The sequence below is a fragment of the Methylobacterium nonmethylotrophicum genome (assembly GCF_004745635.1).
Taxonomy (GTDB): Bacteria; Pseudomonadota; Alphaproteobacteria; order Rhizobiales; family Beijerinckiaceae; genus Methylobacterium; species Methylobacterium nonmethylotrophicum.
In genome coordinates, this window is sequence record NZ_SRLB01000007.1 from 209,063 (window position 1) to 235,566 (window position 26,504).

Genomic DNA, 26,504 nt, shown 5'->3' on the forward strand with positions numbered 1-26,504 from the left:
CAGGGGACGCAGCCGCGCTCGCGCCCGGCCATCGATGAAGCTCTGCATCCTGGGATAGGACACCAGACCATAAGGGCCGGTTAAGGTCACGGATCAGGCCGGTGCCGCGGGATGGCACCTGTCTCGGCACGTCCGCTCGTTCGGATGGCGCCGAACGCATCGGGCCAAACGCGCCTGCATCGCGGGTTCTCTCGACCCCACGCCGGGCCGCGTCGAAGGCGCGGACCGGCACGACGGCGGTCCCCCATGTTGGACCGACATGCTGGATTTCGCCGGCCAGATAGGGCATCGGGCGGTACCCCCCCTCGAGACACGGCGCCTCATGACCGAGACCTCCCCGATCCCGCCTGCCGCGCGCCCGAAGCTCGTCCTCGCCTCGGCCTCGCCGCGGCGCCTCGCCCTGATGCAGCAGGCGGGGCTCGAGCCGGACGCCCTGCTGCCGGCCGACCTCGACGAGACGCCGCTGAAGGCCGAGAAGCCCCGGGACCTGGTGCGCCGGCTGGCCCGGGCGAAGCTCGACGTGGCGGTCGCGGCGGCGCGGGCCGGCGAGGAGCTGCGCGACTCCTACGTGGTGGCGGCCGACACCGTCGTGGCGGTGGGCCGGCGCATCCTGCCGAAGGCCGAGGTGACGGACGAGGCGGCGGCCTGCCTGCGCCTCCTCTCCGGCCGGGCCCACCGGGTCTACACCGCGATCTGCGTGATGGGCCCCAAGGACCGGCCGCGCGAGCGCCTGGTCGAGACGCGGGTGCGCTTCAAGCGACTGTCGGCCCGGGAGATCGACGGCTACCTCGCCAGCGGCGAGTGGCGCGGCAAGGCGGGCGGCTACGCGATCCAGGGGCTCGCCGGCAGCTTCGTGGTCAAGCTCGTCGGCTCCTACAGCGCCGTGGTCGGCTTGCCGCTCTACGAGACCGTCGGGCTGCTCGAGGGCGAGGGTTTTCCGGTCCGCGGCGCCTGGCGCGACGCGGCCTGACATCGGACAGGAGGCGCGAGTGACGACGCGCGACGACACCCCGAAGGACGACGCACCGAAGACGGCCGGCCCCGCCTGCCCGATCTGCGGCAAGCCGCCGGCGCCGGCCTATGCGCCATTCTGCTCCAAGCGCTGCGCCGACGTCGACCTGCAGCGCTGGCTCAGCGGGCGCTACGCCATCCCGGGCCGCGAGGAGGATGCCCTGGGCCAGGACGACGGCTCGCGGGAGGAGTAAGGGATACTCCGGGAGAGTTGGAACGGCCGGGGGCTTCCCCGGTTGACGGCGGCCTGACCCACCGACAGCCGGAGGCCGTCCCTCATGTCGTCCGATACTATGCCGTCCGACTTGCCCGACCCGCTGACCAAGTACCCGCGTCCGCCCTTCGCGGGCCAGCCGCAGAGCTTCCCGGGCCTCACCGGCCGGATGAAGCCCGAGCCCGACCACGGCGAGGACAGCTACCGGGGCTCCGGCAAGCTGACCGGCCGGGCGGCGCTGATCACCGGGGGCGATTCCGGCATCGGCCGGGCGGTCGCCATCGCGTATGCCCGCGAGGGCGCCGACGTCGCGATCGCCTACCTGCCCTCCGAGCAGGGCGACGCCGAGGCGGTGGCGAAGTGGATCGAGAAGGCCGGGCGCCGGGCCCTGCTGCTGCCCGGCGACCTCAAGGAGCGGGCCTACGGCCGCGAGATCGTCGCCCGCACCGCCGAGGCCTTCGGCCGGCTCGACGTGGTGGTCAACAACGGCGCCTTCCAGCAGCCGAACCAGGGCCTCGACGCGATCGACGACCAGGTCTTCGAGGACCATTTCCGCACCAACGTGTTCGGGTCGTTCTACGTGACGAAGGCGGCGCTCGCCCATCTCAAGCCCGGCGCCTCGGTGATCTTCACCTCGTCGGTGAACTCCAAGCACCCGATGCCGTCGTTGCTCGCCTACAGCGCCACGAAGGGTGCCTTGAGCAACCTGGTCCTGAGCCTGGCCCAGCTGCTCGCCGAGAAGGGCGTGCGGGTGAACGGCGTGCTGCCGGGCCCGATCTGGACGCCGTTCATCCCCGCCGGGATGGAGGAGGACTCCGTCAAATCCTTCGGCAGCCAGGTCCCGTTCGGCCGCCCGGGCCAGCCGGCGGAGCTCGCCTCGGCCTACGTCATGCTGGCCTCCGACGAGAGCAGCTACACCTCGGGGGCGCTCGTCACGGTGGCGGGGGCGATGCCGGTGCTGTGAGGGGCGGTTCGCAGACGACTGCCAGATAACGTGGGCGACCTCCAACCCACAGGGTCATCCCGGGACGGCGCAGCGGAGCCCGGGATGACGCGGAGCGTGCCAGATCTGTGGGGGATAACAGGCTTCACTTGCCGCAGGCCGGCGCCGCATAACCCGCATACACGACCCGCACCGACCGGCAGGCGGGGGCCGCCGCCTCGGCGACGACCGGCGTCTCGACGGCGGCGGCCACCGGGGCCGGCTCGCGCTTCGGGGCGTTCGCGCCCGCCCGCACCACCAGCGGGGTCGCCACCAGGGACAGGAGCGCGGCGGCGGCAACCAGGGTCAGGCGCTGGGTCACGGTCAGTCCCCTCAAGTCTTCGGCTGCCTGCGGCAGCGTCGTTGTCGGATCTGTACTGTCAACGAGCTTGACCGTGATCCGGTTCCGGCGCCCCGGCGGCCTCGTGCGGCGGCGCACCCGCGCTTGACTCGGGGGCCGCCGGTTCTAAGGGTCCGGCCTGAGAACCGCCCCGCCGAGCCTGCCTCACGCCCATGACCGACACCGACCTCCAGCCGACCCGCTCGTTCCAGGGGCTGATCCTGACGCTCCAGCGGTTCTGGGCCGCACAGGGCTGCGTAATCCTGCAGCCCTACGACATGGAGGTCGGGGCCGGCACGTTCCATCCGGCCACCACCCTGCGGGCGCTGGGCCCCAAGCCCTGGAAGGCCGCCTACGTCCAGCCCTCGCGCCGGCCGAAGGACGGGCGCTACGGCGAGAACCCGAACCGGCTGCAGCACTACTATCAGTTCCAGGTCATCCTGAAGCCGAACCCGCCGAACCTCCAGGAACTCTACCTCGATTCGCTGAAGGCGATCGGGGTCGATCTTCGCCTGCACGACATCCGCTTCGTCGAGGACGACTGGGAGAGCCCGACCCTCGGCGCCTGGGGCCTCGGCTGGGAATGCTGGTGCGACGGGATGGAGGTGAGCCAGTTCACCTACTTCCAGCAGGTCGCCGGCTTCGAATGCGCGCCGGTCGCCGGCGAGCTGACCTACGGCCTCGAGCGCCTGGCGATGTATGTCCAGGGCGTCGAGAACGTCTACGACCTCAACTTCAACGGCCGCGAGGGCGACGAGACGGTCACCTACGGCGACGTGTTCCTGCAGGCCGAGCAGGAATATTCGCGCCACAACTTCGAATCCGCCGACACCGAGATGCTGTTTCGGCAGTTCCGCGACGCCGAGGCCGCCTGCCGGGCCTATCTCCAGGCCGGCGAGCCGGGGCCGGGAGGGAACGACACCCGCCACCGCATGGCGCAGCCGGCCTACGACCAGTGCATCAAGGCCAGCCACGTCTTCAACCTGCTCGACGCGCGCGGGGTGATCTCGGTGACCGAGCGCCAGAGCTACATCCTGCGGGTGCGCGAGCTCGCCAAGGCCTGCGGCGAGGCCTGGCGGCGCACGGAGGCCGGCGGCGCCTGAAGCCCGGTCGGCCTGGCCTGGAAAGCGTCGACGGACCAAAGGCTTGCGGCCTCGCCTGGGCGTCGCGCGCGCGCGCTCGCCTGGACAGGCCGCGAGCCCGACCTTACCCTGGAGGCGCCCGCGCGCAGATGCGGGGTCGACGGGTCGCGCCGCCCGGCGCGCCGCCAGGAGGACACGCCATGAGGTTCGTGATCGCGCTCGCCGCCGCGGCGGGCTGTCTCGCCGCGACCTGCGCCGGCGCGCAGGAGATCCCGGTCTCGCGCTGGGGCGCGGAGGACGAGATCGGTGCCGCCAACCACCTCTCGCCCGCCAAGGTGCAGGAGGCGGTCAAGCTCGTCACGACGGGCAAGACCTACGCGCTGGGCATCCCGATCGACCGGGGCACCCCGGCCTTCCCGCCGCGCAACTTCGCCGTGACCGTGATGGCGCCCAACCAGCCCGAGGGTGTCACCTTCGGGGCGAACAAGATGAGCTACCTCGACGACATGGTGACGGGGTGGCTCGGGGTCGGCACCCAGATCGACGGGCTCGCGCATCTCGGCACCGACTCGACCTTCTACAATCGCAACCGGATGAAGGACATCTTCGACACGACCGGCGTGAAGAAGCTCGGCGCCCACAAGATCCCGCCGATCGTCACCCGGGGCGTGCTCCTCGACGTCGCCAAGGCCAAGGGCAAGGACCGGCTGATGGAGGGCGAGCTGGTCACCGTCGACGACATCAAGGCCGCCGAGAAGGCCGCCGGCGTGACCCCGGGCAAGGGCGACGTCGTGGTGCTGCATACCGGCTGGCTCTCGATGCTGGGCGAGGACGCCAAGCGATTCGGCGCCGGCGAGCCCGGCATCGACGCGGAGGGCGCGCGCTACCTCGCCGGCAAGGACGTGGTGGCGGTCGGCGCCGACACCTGGGGCGTCGAGGCGGTGCCGTTCAAGGGCGACCGGGTCTGGGAGGGCCACCAGATCCTGCTCGCCCAGAACGGCATCTACATCCTGGAGACCCTCGACACCCGGGCGCTGATCCGGGACGGCGTCAGCGAGTTCCTGTTCGTGCTCGGCGCCCCGCGCTACGTCGGGTCGATCCAGGCGATCATCAACCCGGTGGCGATCCGGTAGCGGCCTGACGCGGCCGGTCTTCGGCGAGGTAGCGCTCCGCCTCCGCGGGCGCTACACCCGCGGCTCGACCCGTCCCGCGCCCTCCGGCGGAGGGGCTCGGGGCTCCGGAGGGCCAAGGCCCTCCGGGAGCGCCCGGCTCTCTGCCGGGGAGCCACAAGGCCGCACGATGCCCGACCTCCTGCTCGAACTCTTCTCCGAGGAAATCCCCGCCCGCATGCAGCGGCGCGCGGCCGAGGACCTGCGCAAGCTCGTCACCGACGCCCTGGTCGAGCGCGGCTTCCTGTACGAGGGCGCCAAGGCCTTCGCGACGCCCCGGCGCCTCGCCCTCCACGTCGCCGGCCTGCCAGCCCGCGGCCAGGACGTGCGCGAGGAGCGCAAGGGGCCCCGCGTCGGCGCCCCCGAGGGCGCGGTGCAGGGCTTCCTCAAGAGCGCGGGGCTGGCCAGCCTCGACGAGGCCAGGATCGTCTCCGACCCGAAGAAGGGCGAGTTCTACGTCGCGGTGATCGAGCGGCCCGGCCGCGAGACGATCGCGGTCCTGGCCGAGATCCTGCCGGCCATCGTGAAGAGCTTCCCCTGGCCGAAATCGATGCGCTGGGGCGCCGCATCCCGCGAGCCGGGCTCGCTGCGCTGGGTGCGGCCGCTGCATTCGATCGTCGCGAGCTTCGGACCCGAGACCGAGACGCCGGAGGTGGTGCCCTTCTCCGTCGACGGGATCGAGGCGGGGCTGACGACGCGGGGCCACCGCTTCATGGCGCCCGACGCCATCGAGGTGCGCCGCTTCGCCGATTACCTCCCGGCCCTGGAGCGGGCCTTCGTGGTGCTGGATCCGGAGCGGCGCAAGGACATCATCCTGCACGACGCCCGCGACCTCGCCTTCGCGCGCGGGCTCGACCTCGTCGAGGACGAGGGATTGCTGGAGGAGGTGGCGGGCCTCGTCGAGTGGCCGGTGACCCTGATGGGCGCCTTCGACGAGCGCTTCCTGAAGATCCCCCCGGAGGTGATCCGCGCCACGATCCGGGCGAACCAGAAGTGCTTCGTGCTGCGTGGGGCGCCTGGCCCGGACGGGCGCGAGCGCCTGGCCAATGCCTTCATCCTGGTCTCGAACCTGGTCGCCTCCGACGGCGGCGCGGCGATCGTCGCCGGCAACGAGCGGGTGGTGCGTGCGCGGCTCTCCGACGCGGCGTTCTTCTGGGAGACCGACCGCAAGGTGCGGCTCGAGGACCGGCTGCCCAAGCTCGAGAGCATCGTCTTCCACGAGAAGCTCGGCACGCAGGGCGCACGGGTGGAGCGCATCGCGGCGCTGGCCCGGGCGCTCGCCCCGGTGGTCGGGGCCGACCCGGACCTCGCCGGGCGCGCCGCGCGCCTCGCCAAGGCCGACCTCGTCACCGAGATGGTCGGCGAGTTCCCGGAACTGCAGGGCCTGATGGGCCGCTACTACGCCGCCGAGCAGGGCGAGGACGCGGCGGTCGCCGCGGCGATCGAGGAGCATTACAAGCCGCTCGGCCCGAGCGACCGGGTGCCGTCCGGGCCGGTCTCGGTCGCTGTGGCGCTCGCCGACAAGCTCGACACGCTGGTGGGTTTCTGGGCCATCGGCGAGACGCCGACCGGGAGCAAGGATCCGTACGCCCTGCGGCGGGCGGCCCTCGGCGTCATCCGTCTGATCCTGGCGAGCGCCGCGCGGCTGCCCCTCTGGGCGCAGATCGCCGCAGCGGCCGCCGGGCACCGGCAGGAGGCAGGCGGCTTCGCGGACGACCTCCTCGCCTTCTTCGCCGACCGGCTGAAGGTCTACCTGCGCGACCAGGGCGCCCGCCACGACCTCATCGACGCCGTCTTCGCCTTGCCCGGCCAGGACGACCTCCTGATGGTGGTGCGCCGAGTCGAGGCGCTCGGCCGCTTCCTCGATACCGAGGACGGCAGGAACCTGCTCGCCGGCTATCGCCGGGCCGCCAACATCCTGCGCATCGAGGAGAAGAAGGACGGCCGCGCCTACGACGCCGCGCCGGATCCGGCCTTGCTGAGCCAGCCGGAGGAGGCGGCCCTCGCCGAGGCCCTGGCCCGCGCCGGCGCCGAGGCCGGCCGGGCGGTCGCGGCCGAGGATTTCGAGGGCGCGATGCGGGCGCTCTCGACCCTGCGGGCCCCGGTCGACGCCTTCTTCGACACGGTGACGGTGAACGCCGACGACGCGGCCCTGCGCGCCAACCGCCTCGCCCTGCTCAATGCCCTGCGGGTCGCGACCCGGGAAGTGGCCGATTTCTCCCGCATCGGCGGCGAGGGGCGGTGATGATCTCTAACAAAAGATGCGTTGCAGAAGCGCCTCAGCACGTTACTGTGGAACGGTTTTAGGGGAATTTTCATTGTTTGCGGTCGGCGCGAGCCGGTACAAACGATTCGCGTACGATTCTCTCCATCAGGATACGATCGGCGCCGGTTTCCGGCGAAGGGAGCGGACTGTGCTGCCGCGCACCGCGAGGTGTCGCGGCTGGTCCGTACACTTCCGTGACGGTCCGAAGCTGGATCGGGACTTGAGGCAGGAGGCACGCACGATGTCGCTCGGCGGTAAGGCTCAATCCACGGGGCAGGCAGGTCCCCCGACGCCGGAGGCTTCCGCGCAGACGGCAGAGCGCCGGGACGCGGCGGTTCGCACCGACATCCGCGCCCATGTGCGCCAGGTGCTTGAGCGGGCCGGACCCCGCGCCTCAGTCGAGCGGAATTGATCGCACCAGCCGGCCGGCCGCGTCGCGGATCTCGAGCCGCCAGCCGGGACCCAGCTCCGGCAGGTCGCCGCTCGCCCGCATCTCGGCGATGACCGCCCGCGCTTCCGCCTCGGCCTGGTCCGGCGTGTCGGCCTCGACGCCCGTCGGGTCCTCGATCGCACGCACCGGACCGACCAGATTGAAGAAGTAGCGTTGCGGCATGAGGCTGACCACGGTCGGGGGCGGCACGGGCGAGGCGCGCGGCTCGGGGCGTCGCCGATCGGCCCGCGGCCGATCGGTTGTGAGCGGTGCGATCCCCTGACGTTACCAGCGCGGTTCCAGGCTGGCATGTCAGGGAAAAGGCGAGTTGCGGCCGAGCCGTGAGCGAATCCGCGCCTGCCGCGTTCCTCCGAAGGGAGAGGGCCGCCGCCCCCGCTCCCCTGCCCGCACCCGGGCAGCGGCCCCGGCGCGGCGGAGGCCCACGACGATGCACCAGGCTGCAGCCCGCTCCCCCCACGAGAAGCCCCGCGTCTCGGCCCGCGGCGTGATGCTCACGCTCCTCGGCGTCGTGATCGGCAGTGCCGGCTACTACGCGTCCTGGCGGTACCAGACCCCGATCGGCACCCTCGGGGGCATCGCCGGCCTGGCGCTCTGCGTGATCGGCACCAGCCACGGCCACGAGGGCGGCACGCACGCCGGCTGATCCGCCGGAGGCGTCCCTTGTCCTGCTCCTGCGTCGAAATCTCCTGCGTCGAAAAGCTGCCGGGGGACGGCCGATCCGCCCGGGCGGCGGCGGCGTTGGCCGGGACATCCCGGCGCGAGCGACGCCGACACAGGAGAACCCCCATGAGCAGCAACGCCTCCGAGCACCGCGTCGGCCACGACGTCGACGCCGCAGATCAGGTCAGCAGCCTCGTGCTGCTCGGCTTCGCCGCCGTCGGCGCAGCCCTGACGGTCGCGCTCAACGCCGTCCTGATCTGAACGCGCGGCGGGACGCGCTTCGGCGTGACCCGTCATGCCCTGGACCGTCGAATCGGCTACAGCCTCCCCGGTTCGCGCGAGGACCCGGTGATGACGACACGCAGAGGCATCCTGCTGGCGGCCTGCATGGCCTGGACCGGCCCCGCCCTGGCGGCCGACGGCACGGTCAGCCTAACGGGCAGGGCGGTGGTCGGCCCCGAGAGCCGGGACGTCGCGATGGCGTTCACATGCACCGACACGCGGTCGCGCACGGAAACCGGCAGCCTGTCGATCGGTTTCGAGGTGCCGAATTTCGAGGCGCTGGAGAAGCGGTTCGACTTCGGCGCCTTCGAGGGGCCGAGCGGCACCCGCAGGCCCCTGACCGAGATCACGGTTGGGCAACCTGTGCGCGTGTCGGCGAACGGCGCCATCAAGGTCGACGGCACGACCTTCGCGCTCGGCGCGGGAGCGTCCTTGCGCGGCGAGGCGGCCGAGCTGGCGAAGCTCAGGAGCGTGGTCGCCGCCGCGGGCGCCGGGCCGGGCAGCCTGCGCTGGCGTCAGGAGAGCCCACGCAAGGGCGACAGCCCGCTCGTCGTGACGGTGTCGATCTCGGCCGCCGAGTCCGACCGGCTCAAGACCGCGCTCGCGCCCTGCCTGAAGGTGGACGGCAAAGCCAAGCCGAAGGGCTGACTACGGGGCTGAGCACCGGACGAAGCGGCGGAGAGAAGCCGCCGCACGCCCGCCGGGTGGCACGCCCGTCAGCGCCGCCAGATCCCGATCCGGTTCGAGCGGGCCTGCTCCTCGGCCGCGAGCAGGTCCGGCGTGGCGTCGGCGCTGGCGCGGCCGCCGCCGTTGAACAGGATCAGCTCGGAGAGGTCCTGGCCGTCGAGGGAGCAGCGATAGGCGCCGCCCTCCCCGGCCGGCGCGCAGGCGACGTCGCGCCGGCGCAGGTAGCGGCCGAGCTCCCGGGCGTTGCGGCCCGACAGGCCGTCGACCCCGATCAGCCGCACCGTGCGCCCGTCGAAGTCGAGGGTGCCGGTATCGATCACCCCCGGCGTGCCCCGCAGCACCGCCCGGGCGGCCTGATCCCGGTTCGCCCGCGGATCGGCCTCCGGCTCGGCGATGCTCGCCGCCTCCGGCCGCGGGGCCGGCGGCGCCGGGGCCGGCCGCGCCGTCTCGGGCCTGCCGGCCTTGGCGCGGGCCGCGAGGGCCTGGGTGACGAAGTCGTGCCAGATCAGGGCCGGCAGGTCGCCGCCGGTGACGCCGGCCATCGGCGAATTGTCGTCGTTGCCGAGCCAGACCCCGACCACGAGGTCGCCGGCAAAGCCGATGAACCAGGCATCGCGGCTGTCCTGGGTGGTGCCCGTCTTTCCGCCGGCCGGCACCGAGACGCGGGCGTTCTTGCCCGTGCCTTCCCGGACCACGGCGCTCAGGAGGTCGAGCATCCCGGTGCGGGCGGCCTGGTCGCGGGCGGGCGTCGGGGCGGTTTGGGGCCGCGTGTATAGCGGCTGCTCGCGGGCGAGGATCTGGCGCACGCCGTAGGGCTCGACGGTCTCGGCGCCGGCCGCCACCGCCGCGTAGGCGCGGGTGAGTTCGAGCAGGGTGGTCTCGGCCGAGCCGAGGGCGAGGCTCGGGAGGTTCGGCAGGTCCGAGGTGATGCCGAGGCCGCGCGCGGTCTCGATCACCGCCGGCATCCCGACCGCTTCGGCGAGCTGCACCGCCACGGTGTTGATCGAGTGGGCGAAGGCGCTGCGCAGGGTGACGGCGCCGCGGTAGCGCCCGCCATAGTTCTCCGGCTCCCACTCGCCGACCTGCGTCGGGCGGTCGACGAGGGTCGAATCCGGCCGGTAGCCCTCGCGCAGGGCGGTGAGGTAGACGAACAGCTTGAACAGCGAGCCGGGCTGGCGCTTGGCCTGGGTGACGCGGTTGAACTGGCTGTCGGCGTAGTCGCGCCCGCCGACCATCGCCAGGATCGCCCCGTCCGTCGCCATCGCGACGAGCGCGCCCTGCGAGACCTTGCGCCGCTCGCCGTCCTGGTCGAGGCGGCGGGCGATCACGCTCTCGGCGATGTTCTGGAGCGTCAGGTCGAGGGTGGTGCGCACCGTGGCATCCGCCGGCCCGGCGCCGATCAGGGTGCGGACCGAATCGGCGACGTTGTCGACGAAGTAGTTGGTGCCGACCGGCGTCTCCGTCGGCACCCGGACGGTGGCGGGCGCGCGCTTGGCGGCGTCGGCCTCGGCCTTCGTGACCGCGCCGGTCTCCACCATCGCGTCGAGCACCTGGGCGGCACGGCCGCGGGCGCCGTCGAGGTTGCGGTGGGGCGCGAGCTGCGAGGGCGCCCGCACCAGGCCCGCCAGCATGGCGGCCTCGCTCAAGGTCAGGTCCTTGGCCGGCTTGCCGAAATACCGCTGCGTCGCCGCGTCGGCGCCGTAGACGCCGGCGCCGAAATAGGCGGCGTTGAGGTAGCGGGTGAGGATCTCGTCCTTCGGCAGCTGCGATTCGAGCCAGAGCGCCAGCACCGCCTCCTGGACCTTCCGCTTCAGGGTGCGGTCCTGCGACAGGTAGCTCATGCGGACGAGCTGCTGGGTCAGGGTCGAGCCGCCCTCGCGGGTGCCGCCGGCGGCGGCGTTGCGCAGGGCGGCGCGGAACAGCCCGCGCAGGTCGATGCCGGAATGGTCGTAGAAGCGGCGGTCCTCGATCGCCACGATCGCCTTGGCGAGGACCGGCGGCACCTCCTTGGGGGCGAGCTTCGCGCCCTTGATCACGCCGCGGGTGGCGAAGGCCTGCCCGTCGGCGGCCCGCACCACCAGGGCGGACGCCGTGGGCTCGACCGTGAGGCCGCCATTCACCGGCAGGGTCGCGAGCGCATAGATCGTGTAGGTCAGGAGGAGGCCGACCACGAGGGCGGCCGCGGCCGCGGTCACCCGCAGCCACGGCACCCGCCGGGCGAGCGCGGCGGCCGGGCGCCAAGCGGTCCGCCAAGCCGCCGCCGTGGCGGCGGCGGCGCGGCGGGTGGCCGGGTGGCCGGCGAGGCGGCCGGCCGTCGCCCGCGCCCGCAGGACGCCGCCCCTGAGGGCCGGGCCGAGGCGGGCGCCGAAACCCGCGGCGGTACGGCCAAAGCCCGCGAAGCGGGCCTCCGGCGCCGCGGCGGCCGTCTGCGGGGCATGACCCTGTCCGGCGTGAGCCGGCGCAACGTGCGCCGATGCCGCTTGGGCCTGCGAGGCTCCGGTCTCGGCGGCCGGCCGGGCCGGGCCTCCGAGATCGAGCCAGTCGCGAGGGCGTCCGTCAGGTCCGGACTCGGGCGGCCACTCGCTCAAGGCTCAGCGTCCGGCCTGGCGCGGCTCGATCCAGCGCACCGGCCGGGTGGCGGCCGGGCGGCTGAACTGCAGCCGCCGCACGTGGCGGTGGCCGCGGTAATGGTGGTGACGCCGGTAATGCCGATGGTAGTGGCGCCGGTGGTGCCAGTGCCGGCGGTAGTGGCGGCGATGGTGCCAGTGACGGCGATGCCAGTGCCGCCGATGCCAGTGACGGTGACGGCGCCAGCGCACGGTCTCGACCGTGGAGGGCTGGTCCAGCGCGGTGGTGACGGCGGCGCTCGGCATCAGCGGCGAGGCGCCGGCGAGACCGCCGAGGCCGGTGAGCAGGAAGAGGGCCAGCAGCAGGGAACGAATGCGCATCGGGGCTCCGGGCAAGGGATCGTCTGGGCAAGGGATCGTCTGGGCGAGGGATCTTCTGGGCGGGGAATCGTCTCGGTGAGCGATCGGGACACGACGCGGGGCGGCCGGGCACCGAAATGCCGTCACCGCACGCAGGATCGGAACTCAACGCCAAGCTCTGCCGTTCCGTTCCCGGACCGGATCTCGCCCGCGCCTGGCCGTTCATCGGCGATGCCTTAGGTTGTCGTGTGTCGCGAGGTCCTTCGCGGGGAAGAGAGGTGAGGCCATGCGGCCGGGCGTGAAGCGGCTTTACCTGTGGTCGGCGGCGGCGGCCCTGCTCGCCGGCGCGGTCAGCGCGGCGGAGGCCGGCTGCGTCCGGCGCGTCATCAACCGCTCGCCCTACTTCGCGGTGGCGAGCCGCAACGGCGGCCCCAGCGTCGGCATCCCGCCGCATTCCTCGCGCTCGATCCGCATGCTGGCGCCGGGCCGGGTCGACATCGCGGCCCACTGCGCTGCGCGGGGGCGGCGCGGGCGGCTGGTCCCGGTCGGGCCCCCGGTGGCACAGGACAGCTACACGTTCACGGCGGTCCTCGACCGGTGCTACTACGATCTCGGCCTGATGGGCTTCGGCCAGGGCGGCACCGAGCCCTTCGTGCTCAACAACCCCCGCGACGGCGACCTCGTGGTCGGCCCCGCCGGCCCGGCCTGCCCGCCGCGCTGAGGCGTGGGATCCGCGCGCCCATGGGGCGAACCGGGGTTGCGCCCCTGGGGTGAACTGGCTAAGAAGCGCCCGTCGGCACCCGCTGGGCGCCGGCAGCGACGTTCCCCGATAGCTCAGCTGGTAGAGCAGGCGACTGTTAATCGCCTTGTCGCAGGTTCGAGTCCTGCTCGGGGAGCCATTCCCTCATTCCGACCATCGATGTGGACCCGGCGTCGACGCTCCCGCGGCCGCGATGTCCTGCGGGCGCGCCGTCCGCATTCCCGGATCGGCATCCCAAATCCGCGCGGCAAGTCTGTTCGACATGCCTGTTCGGCAAGTCCACGCGGGGGAACGCGGGAGGCCGATCCAGGGTGTCGCATCGTGTCCCGACCGATGGGATCCGGCTGCGATCACCCCCCGCTCAGGCGCAGGGCTCCGCCGGCGCCGTGAGCATCCCGGCCTCCTCCGGGGAGAACTCCCCCTCCGGCCAGTCCGACCAGACGACGTCCCGATAGATCGGCAGGCAGACGCCGATCTTCCGGTACTCGGCGATCCGGTTGCGCACCGTGCGGACCGAGACGCCGAGCATCTTGGCGGCGTGGGTGCGGTTGCCGCGGCAACGGATGAGGGTCTCGATGACGAGCTTGCGCTCGGCATCCGCGAGGGTGGTCGCTGGCGCCATGCTGCTGTCCTCCTGGTGACGAAGGGCCCCCGGGCGTGCTTGTTGTTGTGACCCGGAAAAGCTGCGCAATCATGGTTAATAGGCCGTTAATGACGCCATCCTGAGGCTATGGCACGGGTTTGTGCTTGCGATGCGCGACGTTGATCGGCGGCAATACGATGAATTTTTGCCAGATGAAGGAAAGTCGTCGAATGGACGAGCGGCGACCCGGCCCGATGCGGCGGGCCGGCATGGCAGACCGCCGGAATGCACCCGACGGGGCGGCCCAAGACACGGGGTGACGACCCCCGCCGTCCACTCGCCCGGGCGGCCCGGACATCGGCGCCGGCCCCGGCGGCACGGCACGGTTCGGCAGCGCAGGACGACGCCGAGCCCGGCCCATCGCCGCTTCACCTCGCTCGGGCCGATGGCGAGACTTACGCCACGAAAAGCACCGAGGGCATTCCGGCACGCGACAATGGTCGGAGCGGTCCCCGGCTCCGCCGAAGGAAGCATCGCAGAGCGGTGCGGCACCTCTTCGAACTCAGGCGCCCTTCCCCTCTCCCCGCGGGCGGGGAGAGGGCTCCGGCGATCTCGTGGTCGACGGAGCGAGGCGATAGCCGGGGGTGAGGGGGAGGTGCCGGAAGAGTCTCCCTCCGGAAACACCCCCTCACCCTCGCCCTGCGGGCTTGCTGTGCCCCTTGGACAGGGGCTCAGCCCTCTCCCCGCCCGCGGGGAGAGGAGAGAGGCGCGTCTTCTTGCTGGGATGTGGCCTTCGGTAAGGCTGTGTCACGCCCCCGTCGGCACCAGTCCCGGATCGATCGCCCGCGGGCTCTCGAGCCAGTGCGGCACCGGCAGGTCGCGGGCGCGCAGGAAGTCGGGGTCGAACAGCTTCGAGGCGTAGCGGGTGCCGTAGTCGCACAGGATCGTCACCACCGTGTGGCCCGGGCCGAGATGGCGGGCGAGGCGGATCGCGCCGGCGACGTTGATGCCCGACGATCCGCCGAGGCACAGGCCCTCCTCCTCCAGGAGGCCGAAGACCAGCGGCAGCGCCTCCGCATCGGGAATCGCGTAGGAGACGTCGGGGCGGAAGCCGTCGAGGTTGCCGGTGATGCGTCCCTGGCCGATGCCCTCGGTGATCGAGTTGCCCGACGCCTTGAGTTCGCCGGTGGCGTAGTAGGGATGAAGGGCAGAGCCGTCCGGATCGGCGAGCCCGATCGTCACCCGCGGGTTGCGGGCGCGCAGGGCCGCCGCGGTGCCGGCGAGCGTGCCGCCGGTGCCGGCCGCGCAGATGAAGCCGTCGACCTGGCCCCCGGTCGCCGCCCAGATCTCCGGGCCGGTCGTGGCGATGTGGGCCTCGCGGTTGGCGGTGTTGTCGAACTGGTCGGCGAAGAAGGCGCCGCCGGGCTCGGTCGCGGCGAGGCGCTCGGCCAAGCGCCGGGCCACCTTCACGTAGTTGTTCGGGTTGGCGAAGGGCACCGCCGGCACCTCGACGAGGTCGGCCCCGGCGAGGCGCAACGCCTGCTTCTTCTCCGCCGACTGGGTCTCCGGAATCACGATCACGGTGCGGTAGCCCCGCGCCGCGCCGACGAGCGCGAGCCCGATGCCGGTATTGCCCGCCGTCCCCTCGACGATGGTGCCGCCCGGCCGCAGGGTTCCGGCGCGCTCGGCGGCGTCGACCATGAACAGGGCGGCACGGTCCTTCACCGACTGGCCCGGATTCATGAACTCGGCCTTGCCGAGGATGGTGCAGCCGGTCTCCTCGGAGGCACGCTTCAGCCGGATCAGCGGCGTGCCGCCGATCGCGGCGAGGATGTCGGGGCGGATCATCGCGATGGCATCCGGAGCGGGCGCAGGTGCCCGCGGGGGAAGCGGTGATGCCGCGAAACCGGGCAGGCGGCAAGGCTCGCGCCGGGCAAGGCCCGCGCGCGGCTGGAAGGCCTCCCGGCCGCGTTGACGGCCGATCCCGAAAATGTCAGCATTCCTGACATATCGGCGTGGTCCCGAGAGGCCGGCGGAACCGGCCCCCACCGCGCGCGCAGGAGGAACACGCGATGGGCTCGTCCGCGACCACCCCGTCCCTTCGGTCGGTCAGCCTCGACGACAAGTACGATCTCTCCCGCGACCAGGTCTTCGTCACCGGCACCCAGGCGGTGATCCGGATGCTGCTGATGCAGCAGGCCCGCGACCGGGCGGCCGGGCTCAACACGGCGGGCTTCGTCTCCGGCTATCGCGGCTCGCCGCTCGGCGGGCTCGACCAGAACCTGGTGCGGGCGAAGACGGTCCTCGACCAGGCCGGCATCGTCTTCCAGCCCGGGCTCAACGAGGAGCTGGCCGCCACCGCCATCTGGGGCTCGCAGCAGGCCGAGATGCGCGGCGAGGGCCGCTACGACGGCGTGTTCGGCCTCTGGTACGGCAAGGGGCCGGGCGTCGACCGCTCCGGCGACGTGTTTCGCCACGCCAACATGGCCGGCACCTCGCGCCACGGCGGCGTGCTGGCGCTGATGGGCGACGACCACACGGCGGAATCCTCCACCGTCGCGCACCAGTCGGAGTTCCACTTCGTCGACGTGATGAGCCCCATCCTGAACCCGGCCGGGGTGCAGGAGATCCTCGATTACGGGCTCTACGGCTACGCGATGAGCCGCTATTGCGGCACCTGGATCGCCTTCAAGTGCGTGAAGGAGAACATCGAATCGACCGCGAGCGTCGATGCCCGCCTCGACCGGGTGAAGATTCAGCTCCCCGACGACTTCCTGATGCCGCCGGGCGGGCTCAACATCCGCACGCCGGACGGCATCCTGGAGCAGGAGGCCCGCCTCCAGGACTTCAAGCGCGACGCGATGCTGGCCTTCGTGCGGGCCAACAACCTCAACCGCATCGTGCTCTCGGGCGGGCGCCAGCCGAAGGTCGGCATCATCACGGTCGGCAAGTCCTACCTCGACGTGCGCCAGGCGATGGACGACCTCGGCCTCGACGAGGTCAAGGCCAACGACATGGGGCTGCGCCTCTACAAGGTCGCCTGCCCGTGGCCGCTGTCGCGGCGCGAGCTCGCCGCCTTCGCGGAGGGCCTCGACCTCGTCATGGTGGTGGAGGAGAAGCGCTCGCTGATCGAGGTGCAGCTGCGCGAGGAGCTGTACGGGACGGCGAACCAGCCGGTCTGCATCGGCAAGCGCGACGAGGCCGGGAACTGGCTCTTCCCCGTCAAGGGCGCGCTCGACCCCAACGACATCGCCGTGGCGCTCGGTGAGCGGCTGCTGCGCTACCACCGCAACGACGATCTCGCGGGCCGCGTCGCGCGCCTCAAGGGAGCGCAGGAGCGGCTGGCGCAGACGGCCGACATCGCGACCCGGACGCCGCATTTCTGCGCCGGGTGCCCGCACAACACCTCCACCAAGGTGCCGGAGGGCATGCGGGCCTATGCGGGGATCGGCTGCCACTACATGGCGCAGTGGATGGACCGCGGCACCGACGGCTTCACCCAGATGGGCGGCGAGGGCGCGAACTGGATCGGCGAGAACGCCTTCTCCAAGCGCGGCCACGTCTTCCAGAACCTCGGCGACGGCACCTACAACCACTCGGGCTCGCTGGCGCTGCGCTGGGCCGTCGATACCGGCACCACCATCACCTACAAGATCCTGTTCAACGACGCGGTGGCGATGACCGGCGGCCAACCGCACGAGGGCGCCCTCACCGTCGACCGCATCGCCGCCCAGGTGCGGGCGGAGGGCGTGGACCGCATCGCCCTCGTCACCGACGAGCCGGACAAGTACCCGACGACCACCCGCTGGCCGGACGGTCTCACGATCCATCACCGCGACGAATTGGACGCGGTGCAGCGGGAGCTCGCCACCGTGCCGGGCGTCTCGGTGATGATCTACGACCAGACCTGCGCCTCCGAGAAGCGGCGCCGGCGCAAGCGCAACGCCTTCCCCGATCCCGACAAGCGGGTGATCATCAACGAACTGGTCTGCGAGGGCTGCGGCGACTGCTCGGTGCAGTCGAACTGCGTCGCGGTGCAGCCGGTCGAGACCGAGTTCGGCCGCAAGCGCCGCATCGACCAGTCGGGCTGCAACAAGGATTTTTCCTGCGTCAAGGGCTTCTGCCCGTCCTTCGTGACGGTGCACGGCGCCAAGCCCCGCAGCAAGCCTGCCGGCCTCCCGGTGTCGACCGACGTGGCGCCGGATGCCGGCCTGCCCGAGCCGACGATCCCGGAGATCGCCGGCACCTACAACCTGATCGTCACCGGCGTCGGCGGCACCGGCGTGGTGACGATCGGGGCGATCCTCGGCATGGCGGCCCATCTCGAGGGCAAGGGCCTCGGGATGATCGACATGGCGGGCCTCGCCCAGAAGGGCGGCGCGGTGTTCAGCCACGTGCGGCTCGCCAATAGCCAGGAGGACATCCACGCCATCCGGGTCGGGGCGGGTGCCGCCGACCTCGTGCTCGGCTGCGACCTCGTGGTGAGCGGCAACCGCAAGGTGCTGTCCGCGGTCGCCAAGGGCCGCACCCACCTCGTCGTCAACACGGCCGAGGTGATGCCGGGCGAGTTCACCCGCCGGCCCGACTTTTCCCTGCCGGCCGAGCGGATCAAGCGGGCGATCCGGGAGGCCGCCGGCGCCGAGAACGCCGACTTCACTGACGCCACGAGCCTCGCGGTCTCGGTGCTCGGCAATGCGCTCGCCGCCAACATGTTCATGCTGGGCTATGCCTGGCAGCGCGGGCGGGTGCCGCTGTCGCGGGCCGCGCTCCTGCGGGCGATCGAGCTCAACCGCGAGGCGGTGGCGATGAACCTCGCGGCCTTCGCCTGGGGCCGGCGCGCCGCCGCCGCCCCCGACACGATGCGGGCGGTCGAGGCCCCGGCCCCGGACCTGGCGCCGGACCTCGACGCGGTGATCGCCAAGCGCGTCGCCTTCCTGACCGCCTACCAGGACGCGGCCTACGCCGAGCGTTACGCCAAGGCGGTGGCGGTTGTGCGGGCGCGGGAGGCGGCGGTTTTGCCCGGCCAGACGGCGCTGACGGACGCCGCCGCCCGCTCGCTCTTCCGGCTCATGGCCTACAAGGACGAGTACGAGGTCGCCCGGCTCTACACCGACGGCAGCTTCCAGGCCCAGGTCGCCCGTACCTTCGAGGGCGAAGCCTTGCGCTACGAGTTCCACCTCGCGCCGCCGCTCCTCGCCCGCCGCGACCCCGCCACCGGCCGGCCGCGCAAGATGACCTTCGGGCCGTGGATGATGACGGCCTTCGGCTACCTCGCCCGGATGAAGCGCCTGCGCGGCACGGCCTTCGATCCGTTCGGCTACACGCAGGAGCGGCGCGAGGAGCGGCGCCTCGTGCGGGATTGCGAGGCGCTGCTCGCCGAGATCGCCCGCGACCTCACGCCGATGAACCACGCCGCGGCGGTCGACCTCGCCGGCCTGCCCCAGCGCATCCGCGGCTACGGCCCGGTCAAGGCGAAGAACCTGGCGGCGGTGAAGGCCGAGGAAGCGGCCTTGCTCGCCCGCTTCCGCAGCCCGGAGACCGCGATGGCGACGGCGGCGGAATAGGCTCCGTCTCCCCTCTCCCGTGTGGGAGAGTGGCCGGGGGATCGAAGATCCCGCACGGGCCTGCGGCCCGCGTGAGGGTGGCTCGGCTTCAGGATTGAACTCTGAACGCTGAGCTGCGCAGCACGACAGTTCGAGCTTTACTGCGGAACCGTCTCCACCCTCACGCGGGATCTTCGATCCCCTACTCCTCTCCCACACCTTGCAGCGATACCGGGCAAGCCCGGCATCGCCTGGAGAGGGGATCCCGCGCTTGATCTCGCAGAGATTTTCGCTGGCGCAGCCCTGCCAACTGCGGGATTTGTAGGAGCGATTTCTCGGCGCTCGATCATCTGCCGGATCGGGAATTGCGGGTCGACATCCTCGCATCCATCGCGAGGACGCCGCCCGAGGTAGCCGTCAGACCCGCGCCCGCGGATCGTGCCGGGCCAGCCGCTCGAGCAGGAAATCCACCTCCGCCCGCGCCGTCGCCGAGAGGCCGGCCCCGGGCTTGCGCTGGGCGTCCGAGGCCAGGATGCCGCGACGCATCAGGACGTATTTGCGCACGGCGAGCCCGATGCCGAGCTGCTGCTCGTAGCGCAGGAGCGGCAGGTGGGCGTCGAAGATGTCGTGCGCCCGCTCGCGCTCGCCGCTGCCTGAGAGCCGCACCACGTCGATCAGCATTTCCGGGAAGGCGTAGCCGGTATTGGCGCCGTCGGCCCCGCGCTCGCACTCGAAGTCGAGGAAGAGGCCGCCGTTGCCGCACAGGATCGAGATCGGCCGCAGCGAGCCGTCGCGCTGGAAGCCGCGCAGCGTCGAGATCTTCTCCAGGCCCGGCCAGTCCTCGTGCTTGAGCATGACGCAGTTCGGGTTGTCGGTGACGATGCGCCGGATCACGCCGGGCGTCATCACCACGCTCAAGGTCAGCGGATAGTCCTGGATCACGAACGGCACGTCGCGCCCGATCACCTCTGCGGCCTGAGCGTAATAGCCGACGATCTGGTCGTCGGTGCGCAGGGACGGCGGCGGGGCGATCATCACGGCGGCCGCGCCCGCATCCATCACCGCGCGGGTCAGCGAGGCCATGGCGGCGAAGCCCGGGGCCGAGACGCCGATGATGACGGGTAGCTTGGTGCGCCGGATCACCCGCGCGGCCACCGCCACGGCTTCCGCGCCGTCGAGCTTGGGCGCCTCGCCCATGATGCCGAGCACGGTGAGGCCGGTCGAGCCGATCTCGCCGTAGAAATCGGTCATCCGGTCGATCGAGGCCTCGTCGATGCGGCCGTCCGGGTGGAACGGGGTCGGGGCGATGGGGAAGACGCCCTTCGCGTCGGGGGTGAGCCGCATGTCGTTTCCTCTCGTGTTCGCCGGACGATAGGTCGCGCGCGGCCGCCCGCGCAACTGCCGCGAGCGCGGGCGCCCTGCACGAATCATGCAGGGCGGCACGGCCGGAATCGCGCTTGCGGCCGGGCTATGGCAGGTGCTTCAAGACCTTTTGTTCGTGCACGGCCGCGCCAGAAGGGCCCGGCGCCCCACGCGAGGAAGACCCGCATGTCCCGCATCGTCTACGTCAACGGCCGCTTCGTGCCCTTCGAGGAGGCGACGATCCCGATCATGGACCGCGGGTTCCTGTTCGCCGACGGCATCTACGAGGTGAGCGCGGTGCTGAACGGGCGCCTCGTCGACAACGAGGCCCACCTCGCCCGGCTCGATCGCTCCCTGTCGGAGATCGGCATCCGCAACCCCCACACCCTCGCGGAATGGGTGAGGCTCGAGGAGGAACTGGTCTCCCGCAACGACCTGCAGGAAGGCCTCGTCTACATGGAGGTGACCCGCGGCGTCGCCGAGCGCGACTTCGCCTTCCCGCCGGAGGGCACGCCGCCGACCGTGGTGATGTTCACGCAGGCCAAGAACGTCTCGTCGAACCCGCTCGCCGAGCGCGGCGCCAAGGTCATCACCGTCGAGGACCTGCGCTGGAAGCGCCGGGACATCAAGTCGGTGGCGCTGCTGGCGCAGGTGCTGGCCAAGCAGCAGGCGGCGGCCGCCGGCGTCGCGGAAGCGTGGATGCACGAGGACGGCTTCGTCACCGAGGGCGGCTCCTCGACCGCCTTCATCATCACGGATGACGGCCGCGTCGTCACCCGCCCGCTCTCGACGGCGCTCCTGCCCGGCATCACCCGCCGGGCGGTGATGAGGCTCGCCGAGGAGAACGGCCTGACGGTGGAGGAGCGCGCCTTCACGGTCGAGGAGGCGCTCAACGCCGCCGAGGCATTCTTCACCTCGGCCTCCGCCTTCGTGATGCCGGTGATCGAGATCGACGGCACCCGCGTCGGCGGCGGCCAGCCCGGCCCCCTGACCCGGCGCCTGCGCGGGTTCTATCTCGAGATGGCGGCGGCCGGCTGAGCGGCTAAAGCCAAGCGGGGCCGGAACTGTCGCGGGCCGGCCCGGTTTCCCTCAGGAGACCCCATCCTTGGGAGAAACCGAATGTCCAAGCTGATGCGCGGCGGACTCGCGGCGCTGGCGATCGTGGCCGGTACCGCGGCCCTCGCCCAGTCGCCCGACGTGCCCCTGAAGGGGCGCGACCGCGATCCGAACCTGCCGCCCCTGAACCAGACCATTCCCGAGAAGGTCCGGCCCGGCGACGCGACCTCGAACGCCGACAAGTCCGACACCACCGGCTCCACCTTGAGCGACCGGCTCCAGCAATCGGACGGCGTGATCAAGCCGCCGGCAACCGGCGCGCCGGACATGGCGGTCAGGCCGCCGGAGCCGACCCCGAACTCGACCCCGGTGATCAAGCCGGGCGAGCTGCCGGGCCAGGGCCCGAACACGCAGGCCAAGTAAGCCGCAGGCCCCAGGTCGGGCGCAGGCCTCCAAGTCAGGCGCCCGTTGCGCGCACGGCGCATCCTCCCTCGCTTGATTTCCCGGGCCGGATCGCCGAAGAGCGCATACGCGTGACACCATCGCTGAGCCGATCAGCCCCGCGCCTTCGTGCGCCGGGGCTTTTCGTGCGGCGGGCAGGGACGGGTAATAGTGATATGGCGAACGTCGTCGTCGTGGGCGCCCAGTGGGGCGACGAGGGCAAGGGCAAGATCGTCGACTGGCTCTCCGAGCAGGCCGACGTCGTGGTCCGCTTCCAGGGCGGGCACAATGCCGGCCACACCCTCGTGATCGACGGCACGACCTACAAGCTGTCGCTCCTGCCCTCGGGCGTGGTGCGCGGCGGCACGCTGTCGGTCATCGGCAACGGCGTGGTGGTGGATCCCTGGCACCTCGTGGAAGAAATCGCCCGGATCGGCCAGCAGGGCGTGGCGATCACGCCCGAGAACCTGCGCATCGCCGATAACGCGACGCTGATCCTGCCGCTGCACCGCGAGCTCGACCATTTCCGCGAGACCTCGAACGCGGTGCTGAAGATCGGCACGACCAAGCGCGGCATCGGCCCGGCCTACGAGGACAAGGTCGGTCGCCGGGCGATCCGCGTCGTCGACCTCGCCGATGCCGACATGCTCGACGCCAAGATCGGCCGGCTGCTCGCCCACCACAACGCCCTGCGCCGGGGCCTCGGCATCGAGGAGATCGACGGCGCAGCGCTGAAGGCCGAGCTCCTCGCCATCGCCCCGAAGATCCTCCCCTTCGCCGACACGGTGTGGTCGCTCCTCGACGACGCCCGGCGCTCCGGCAAGCGCATCCTGTTCGAGGGGGCGCAGGGCGCGCTCCTCGACGTCGACCACGGCACCTATCCCTACGTGACCTCGTCGAACATCGTGGCGGCGCAGGCCGCGACGGGCTCCGGCCTCGGCCCGGGGGCGATCGGCTACGTGCTCGGCATCGTCAAGGCCTACACCACCCGGGTCGGCGAGGGGCCGTTCCCGACCGAGCTGACCGACGCGATCGGCGAGCGCATTGGCGAGCGCGGCCGCGAGTTCGGCGTCGTCACCGGGCGCAAGCGCCGCTGCGGCTGGTTCGACGCCGCCCTGGTGCGCCAGACCGTGCGGACGTCGGGCATCGACGGCATCGCGCTGACCAAGCTCGACATCCTCGACGGCTTCGACACGATCCAGATCTGCACCGGCTACCGCCTCGACGGCCGCGAGATCGACCACCTGCCGGCGAGCCAGGCCGACCAGGCCCGGGTCGAGCCGATCTACGAGGCCTTCGAGGGCTGGAGCGAGACCACCGCGGGCGGCCGCTCCTGGGCCGACCTGCCGGCCCAGGCGATCAAGTACGTGCGCCGGATCGAGGAGCTGATCGGCGCGCCGGTCGCCCTGCTCTCGACCTCGCCGGAGCGCGACGACACCATCCTGGTCCACAACCCCTTCGAGGATTGAGCGGAAATCCGGCGCGCTCCCGGGGATGACCGAGCGGGCGAAGCTTGACGCCCGCCGCCCGGCACGACAAGGCATGCGGCGACCATGGCCGATTACTATCCCCTGCTCGCCCGTGCCCTCGAGGCCCTGCCGGACCGTTCGCCCGACCTGCGGCACACGGTCTACGAGCGCGCGCGGGCGGCGCTGATCGGCCAGCTCCGCTCCCTCGACCCACCCCTGTCGGAGGCCGACATCGAGGCCGAGCGCGTCTCCCTCGACCGGGCGATCACCCGGCTCGAGATCGAGCATGGCGGCCTCCCCGAGCCGGAACCCGCTCCGCCGCCCGCGCCTCCGGAGCCGCAGCGCCAGGACCCGCCGGCGCAGCGGGAGACGACCAGGCCGGCAGAGGCTGCCGGACCTCAGACTGTCTCGTCGCCGGAACGTCCCGCCGCCGAGCAGGCGCCTGAGCCGCCGCCCGCCGATACGCCGGCCCCGCACCACGCCGACGCCCTGCCGGAGGCCGGCCCTCCGGTCGAGCTGAAGCTGCCGCCGGCGCGGCCGCGCCATCCCGAGACCGCCGAGGACCCCGCCGGCCCGGAATCGACGGGACCGCAGCGCCCGCGCCTCGAGGTGGTGGCGCCCCGGCGCGACCGCTCGCGCCTGATCCGCAACGGCATCGTGGCGGCGGTGCTGGCGGCGGTCGTCGGCGCGATCGCGGTCACCGCCTGGTCCCTGCGCGACAACCCCGCCGCCCTGCCGACGGGTTTCGCCGAGAACGGCCCCAACCGGCCGGCCGAGAACCAGGACTCGAAGTTCGCCGACCGCGTCGGCGGCGAGCGGGCGCCCCAGGCTCCTGCGCCCGCACCGGCCGCTCCCCAGGGCGGCGCACCCCGCCCCTCGCCGACGCCCGACATTCCGGTGGCGCAGCGCGGCACGCTCTACGAGGAGAACGGCCCCCAGGGCAGCGCCCCGAAGGCGACGCAGGCCCGGACGGTCTGGCGCCTCGACGCGGTGAATGCCGGCCAGGGCCAGCCGCTTCAGACCGTGGTACGGGCGACGGTCGACGTGCCCGATGCGGGCCTGAGCCTCGCCCTGATCCTGCGCCGCAACACCGACGCGACCCTGCCGGCCTCGCACATCATCGAACTCACCTTCACGGCGACCGATCCGAACCGGACGGTGCGCGACGTCGGCCTGATCCAGTTCAAGGACGACGAATCCGGCCGCGGCTCGCCAGTCTCCGGCCTGCCGGTGCCGGTGCGCGACAACCTGTTCCTGATCGGCCTCTCCAACCTGAAGGCCGACATCGAGCGCAACACCGACCTGCTGCTCAAGCGCAACTGGATCGACCTGCCGGTCCGCTACGCCAACGGCAACCGCGCGGTCCTGACCTTCGAGAAGGGCAATGCGGGGGAGAAGGTGATGCGGGAGGCGTTCGAGCAGTGGCAGCCGTGAGACAGCTTGCGCGGACTCACTTCAAATAAACAATATATCAAATACTTAATAAATATACAAAATAAAACGAAAGAAGGCGAATAAAAAAGCAAGACATGAGGCGGATATCATTCTGAATTTTTGAATTTATCATCGTTTACTGAGTGATTGATCGGAATTCAATTGATAAAGATTTTTAAATTCTTGGAGATACCTTTGCGGAGCGACCGCATTTGCATGGTTTTTCGATGGGTAATCAGTTCGAATCCTCGAACATCTCCAGTGAATCAGATGTCAAGGCAAGCTATATGCTTGACACTGGAGATGCAATACATGGATACATTGGCTTGACTTAAAAAACATTTTCTATATCTATACTATCTCCAATGCTCACAGAGCCAGTCTGCCGAGAGCCTTACATTGTCGCACTGATAAATTTTGGAGTAGGCAATGTCGCAAGATGACTACAACATCTTAAGCGATCTGAGTAAATTCAAGGGAAACGCGATCTTATTTCTCCAAAATTATCAGGCGTCAACACGCCCACTCAGTATAGACGCGATTACAGAATTTTTCACTAGGGAATGTGACTTCAAAGTCCATACATTTATGTATACAACTCCGTACAGCTCATTTAGCGCGAGCAATGATGCACAGGCCGCTTTTGACAGCACCGTTAGATGCCATGCAGATGTTGTTGTTTTTTATTTCAAGTTTATTGATCGGCATGCAATCGATTTTCTTGATGTATTCGTAAAGTTGTATAAAAGAAAGATTTTTTTGATTACGGAAGACCATGATGCGGCCAACGTCAGTCACGCAACCGATGCGGCATTTGTCGGGCGACGGGCTGAGCATTTTCGTTGCCCAATCCATTATAATTTTTATGCTTCTATATTTGAGTATTTGGAATTTTTAGGCAAATCATCTCCGGACGACGCGACAGCTTCGGAGAAAGTACGAACCTTAGATCGCAAATCGATGCTTGAAATAAAAAAAGAAATAGAATTTGTAATTGAAGCAGTCCGAGAATTGGGGCTTAATTCAACTCACGAAATTATTGCACGGCTTGAAAATATTTCGATAGAATTACAAGCGATGATCGATGCAAGCGAAACCATTCCGGCGTCAGACGTGCAGCCGCTTCTTGACAAATTTGTACAAGCTGCTTCTTCTCTCATGGACGAACTGGAAAAAAAAAGAAGTTCGCTGGCTTAGCAGTTTGTGGCGCGATCGCAACCGCTGTGGGGTATGTTGGTTGGCCCGCCGTCGCGGCGTCCGCTCTTTATGTTGCTCATATGAACGGGCAGAAAGCCTTTATCAAGGCTTTGGAAGTCGCCTCAAATACTCTGAATAAGTCACGACCGCGGAAGATCCGAAGCAATCGCAAACGATCCGACAAACCACATCGCAGCCAGTGACACTTATCTTGATTATCCGCAATCTTCACGACTAAAATTTAATGTATTGATCTAGATTTGTATTCGTAGATTTTCTCATGTCGAGTTTCAAAAATAATCCTTAAATTAAATGATTAACAACACTACGACAGGATTTATCCGAGATATAAAAGGAGATAATTTATTTGACTTCGCCTCTGCGAAATAAGTCAAGCGATAAATCTAAAGCGATATCTGATGCTTGAGTTATTATCATTGATTTATATCGTGCAATGATTGTTGGAGCGACTTGTTTTTTGATTCTCAGGCGCCAAACAACACATTTGTTTGCGGCGATCCCTGCGATTCGGATCGTTGCTGAATGACGTCGATCCTCGGGCCACGTGCCGGAGTCGGCAGCGCTTGC

At 69.9% G+C, this 26,504-nt stretch carries 23 protein-coding genes and 1 tRNA gene; 17 read left to right on the plus strand and 7 right to left on the minus strand.

Features of this window, described 5'->3' with window-relative positions:
* Positions 1-322 precede the first annotated feature (322 nt).
* The 3 genes from EU555_RS11545 to EU555_RS11555 all read left to right on the plus strand — a co-directional run bounded on the left by EU555_RS11545 (position 323) and on the right by EU555_RS11555 (position 2,189).
* A complete protein-coding gene (locus EU555_RS11545; RefSeq protein WP_135414784.1) occupies positions 323-970 on the plus strand; it encodes a Maf-like protein in 648 nt (215 codons plus the stop codon).
* 19 nt (positions 971-989) lie between these two features.
* The gene (locus tag EU555_RS11550; protein ID WP_135414785.1) at positions 990-1,205 is read left to right on the plus strand and encodes a DNA gyrase inhibitor YacG; all 216 of its coding nucleotides are present in this window, start codon (positions 990-992) and stop codon (positions 1,203-1,205) included.
* 84 nt (positions 1,206-1,289) lie between these two features.
* Positions 1,290-2,189, plus strand: a complete 900-nt coding sequence (locus tag EU555_RS11555; RefSeq protein ID WP_245524254.1) for an SDR family oxidoreductase — start codon at positions 1,290-1,292, stop codon at positions 2,187-2,189.
* 124 nt (positions 2,190-2,313) lie between these two features.
* On the opposite strand, the gene EU555_RS11560 is transcribed toward EU555_RS11555, so the two are convergent.
* Positions 2,314-2,529 (minus strand): hypothetical protein, encoded by a 216-nt coding sequence (locus EU555_RS11560; protein ID WP_135414786.1) that lies wholly within the window; start codon positions 2,527-2,529, stop codon positions 2,314-2,316.
* Between the two features lie 191 nt (positions 2,530-2,720).
* On the opposite strand from EU555_RS11560, the gene EU555_RS11565 reads away from it, so the two are divergent.
* The 3 genes from EU555_RS11565 to glyS all read left to right on the plus strand — a co-directional run bounded on the left by EU555_RS11565 (position 2,721) and on the right by glyS (position 7,043).
* Entirely contained in the window at positions 2,721-3,650 is a 930-nt protein-coding gene (locus EU555_RS11565) for a glycine--tRNA ligase subunit alpha (RefSeq protein ID WP_135414787.1), read from the plus strand.
* Between the two features lie 179 nt (positions 3,651-3,829).
* Positions 3,830-4,762, plus strand: a complete 933-nt coding sequence (locus EU555_RS11570; RefSeq protein ID WP_135414788.1) for a cyclase family protein — start codon at positions 3,830-3,832, stop codon at positions 4,760-4,762.
* Positions 4,763-4,928: 166 nt separating this feature from the next.
* Positions 4,929-7,043 (plus strand): glycine--tRNA ligase subunit beta, encoded by a 2,115-nt coding sequence (gene glyS, locus EU555_RS11575; RefSeq protein WP_135414789.1) that lies wholly within the window; start codon positions 4,929-4,931, stop codon positions 7,041-7,043.
* 415 nt (positions 7,044-7,458) lie between these two features.
* On the opposite strand, the gene EU555_RS11580 is transcribed toward glyS, so the two are convergent.
* Positions 7,459-7,704 carry a DUF6894 family protein gene (locus EU555_RS11580; RefSeq protein WP_245524255.1) on the minus strand — a complete coding sequence of 82 codons (246 nt, stop codon included), beginning with the start codon at positions 7,702-7,704 and terminating at the stop codon, positions 7,459-7,461.
* Positions 7,705-7,942: 238 nt separating this feature from the next.
* Between EU555_RS11580 and EU555_RS11585 the strand changes: the two genes are divergently transcribed.
* The 3 genes from EU555_RS11585 to EU555_RS11590 all read left to right on the plus strand — a co-directional run bounded on the left by EU555_RS11585 (position 7,943) and on the right by EU555_RS11590 (position 9,105).
* Positions 7,943-8,158 (plus strand): hypothetical protein, encoded by a 216-nt coding sequence (locus tag EU555_RS11585; protein ID WP_135414790.1) that lies wholly within the window; start codon positions 7,943-7,945, stop codon positions 8,156-8,158.
* Between the two features lie 143 nt (positions 8,159-8,301).
* A complete protein-coding gene (locus tag EU555_RS37480) occupies positions 8,302-8,436 on the plus strand; it encodes a hypothetical protein (protein ID WP_281041282.1) in 135 nt (44 codons plus the stop codon).
* A 90-nt stretch (positions 8,437-8,526) separates the two neighbouring features.
* Positions 8,527-9,105, plus strand: a complete 579-nt coding sequence (locus EU555_RS11590; RefSeq protein ID WP_135414791.1) for a hypothetical protein — start codon at positions 8,527-8,529, stop codon at positions 9,103-9,105.
* Between the two features lie 68 nt (positions 9,106-9,173).
* On the opposite strand, the gene EU555_RS11595 is transcribed toward EU555_RS11590, so the two are convergent.
* Both EU555_RS11595 and EU555_RS11600 read right to left on the minus strand, forming a co-directional pair.
* Complete coding sequence (locus EU555_RS11595) at positions 9,174-11,732, minus strand: PBP1A family penicillin-binding protein (protein ID WP_135414792.1); 2,559 nt, start codon at positions 11,730-11,732, stop codon at positions 9,174-9,176.
* Between the two features lie 3 nt (positions 11,733-11,735).
* The gene (locus tag EU555_RS11600; RefSeq protein WP_135414793.1) at positions 11,736-12,092 is read right to left on the minus strand and encodes a hypothetical protein; all 357 of its coding nucleotides are present in this window, start codon (positions 12,090-12,092) and stop codon (positions 11,736-11,738) included.
* A gap of 265 nt (positions 12,093-12,357) precedes the next feature.
* Here EU555_RS11600 and EU555_RS11605 point away from each other — a divergent pair, with 265 nt between their 5' ends.
* The gene (locus EU555_RS11605) at positions 12,358-12,792 is read left to right on the plus strand and encodes a hypothetical protein (protein WP_135414794.1); all 435 of its coding nucleotides are present in this window, start codon (positions 12,358-12,360) and stop codon (positions 12,790-12,792) included.
* A gap of 102 nt (positions 12,793-12,894) precedes the next feature.
* Positions 12,895-12,970, plus strand: a tRNA-Asn gene (locus tag EU555_RS11610).
* 222 nt (positions 12,971-13,192) lie between these two features.
* On the opposite strand, the gene EU555_RS11615 is transcribed toward EU555_RS11610, so the two are convergent.
* Together EU555_RS11615 and EU555_RS11620 are read right to left on the minus strand one after the other, a co-directional pair.
* The gene (locus EU555_RS11615; RefSeq protein WP_135414795.1) at positions 13,193-13,453 is read right to left on the minus strand and encodes a helix-turn-helix domain-containing protein; all 261 of its coding nucleotides are present in this window, start codon (positions 13,451-13,453) and stop codon (positions 13,193-13,195) included.
* A 768-nt stretch (positions 13,454-14,221) separates the two neighbouring features.
* Positions 14,222-15,262, minus strand: a complete 1,041-nt coding sequence (locus EU555_RS11620) for a cysteine synthase A (protein WP_135414796.1) — start codon at positions 15,260-15,262, stop codon at positions 14,222-14,224.
* 224 nt (positions 15,263-15,486) lie between these two features.
* Here EU555_RS11620 and EU555_RS11625 point away from each other — a divergent pair, with 224 nt between their 5' ends.
* Entirely contained in the window at positions 15,487-18,978 is a 3,492-nt protein-coding gene (locus EU555_RS11625) for an indolepyruvate ferredoxin oxidoreductase family protein (protein WP_135414797.1), read from the plus strand.
* A gap of 396 nt (positions 18,979-19,374) precedes the next feature.
* Here EU555_RS11625 and EU555_RS11630 read toward each other — a convergent pair whose 3' ends face one another.
* Positions 19,375-20,301: a dihydrodipicolinate synthase family protein gene (locus EU555_RS11630; protein ID WP_135414798.1), complete on the minus strand. Its 927-nt coding sequence runs from the start codon at positions 20,299-20,301 to the stop codon at positions 19,375-19,377.
* Between the two features lie 204 nt (positions 20,302-20,505).
* Here EU555_RS11630 and EU555_RS11635 point away from each other — a divergent pair, with 204 nt between their 5' ends.
* From EU555_RS11635 to EU555_RS11655, 5 genes are all read left to right on the plus strand, one after another.
* Positions 20,506-21,357, plus strand: a complete 852-nt coding sequence (locus EU555_RS11635) for a D-amino-acid transaminase (RefSeq protein ID WP_135414799.1) — start codon at positions 20,506-20,508, stop codon at positions 21,355-21,357.
* Positions 21,358-21,438: 81 nt separating this feature from the next.
* Positions 21,439-21,798 carry a hypothetical protein gene (locus tag EU555_RS11640; RefSeq protein WP_135414800.1) on the plus strand — a complete coding sequence of 120 codons (360 nt, stop codon included), beginning with the start codon at positions 21,439-21,441 and terminating at the stop codon, positions 21,796-21,798.
* A 194-nt stretch (positions 21,799-21,992) separates the two neighbouring features.
* Positions 21,993-23,285 (plus strand): adenylosuccinate synthase, encoded by a 1,293-nt coding sequence (locus EU555_RS11645; RefSeq protein WP_135414801.1) that lies wholly within the window; start codon positions 21,993-21,995, stop codon positions 23,283-23,285.
* 84 nt (positions 23,286-23,369) lie between these two features.
* Positions 23,370-24,719, plus strand: a complete 1,350-nt coding sequence (locus tag EU555_RS11650; protein WP_135414802.1) for a histidine kinase — start codon at positions 23,370-23,372, stop codon at positions 24,717-24,719.
* Between the two features lie 429 nt (positions 24,720-25,148).
* Positions 25,149-25,916 carry a hypothetical protein gene (locus EU555_RS11655; protein ID WP_135414803.1) on the plus strand — a complete coding sequence of 256 codons (768 nt, stop codon included), beginning with the start codon at positions 25,149-25,151 and terminating at the stop codon, positions 25,914-25,916.
* Positions 25,917-26,504 lie beyond the last annotated feature (588 nt).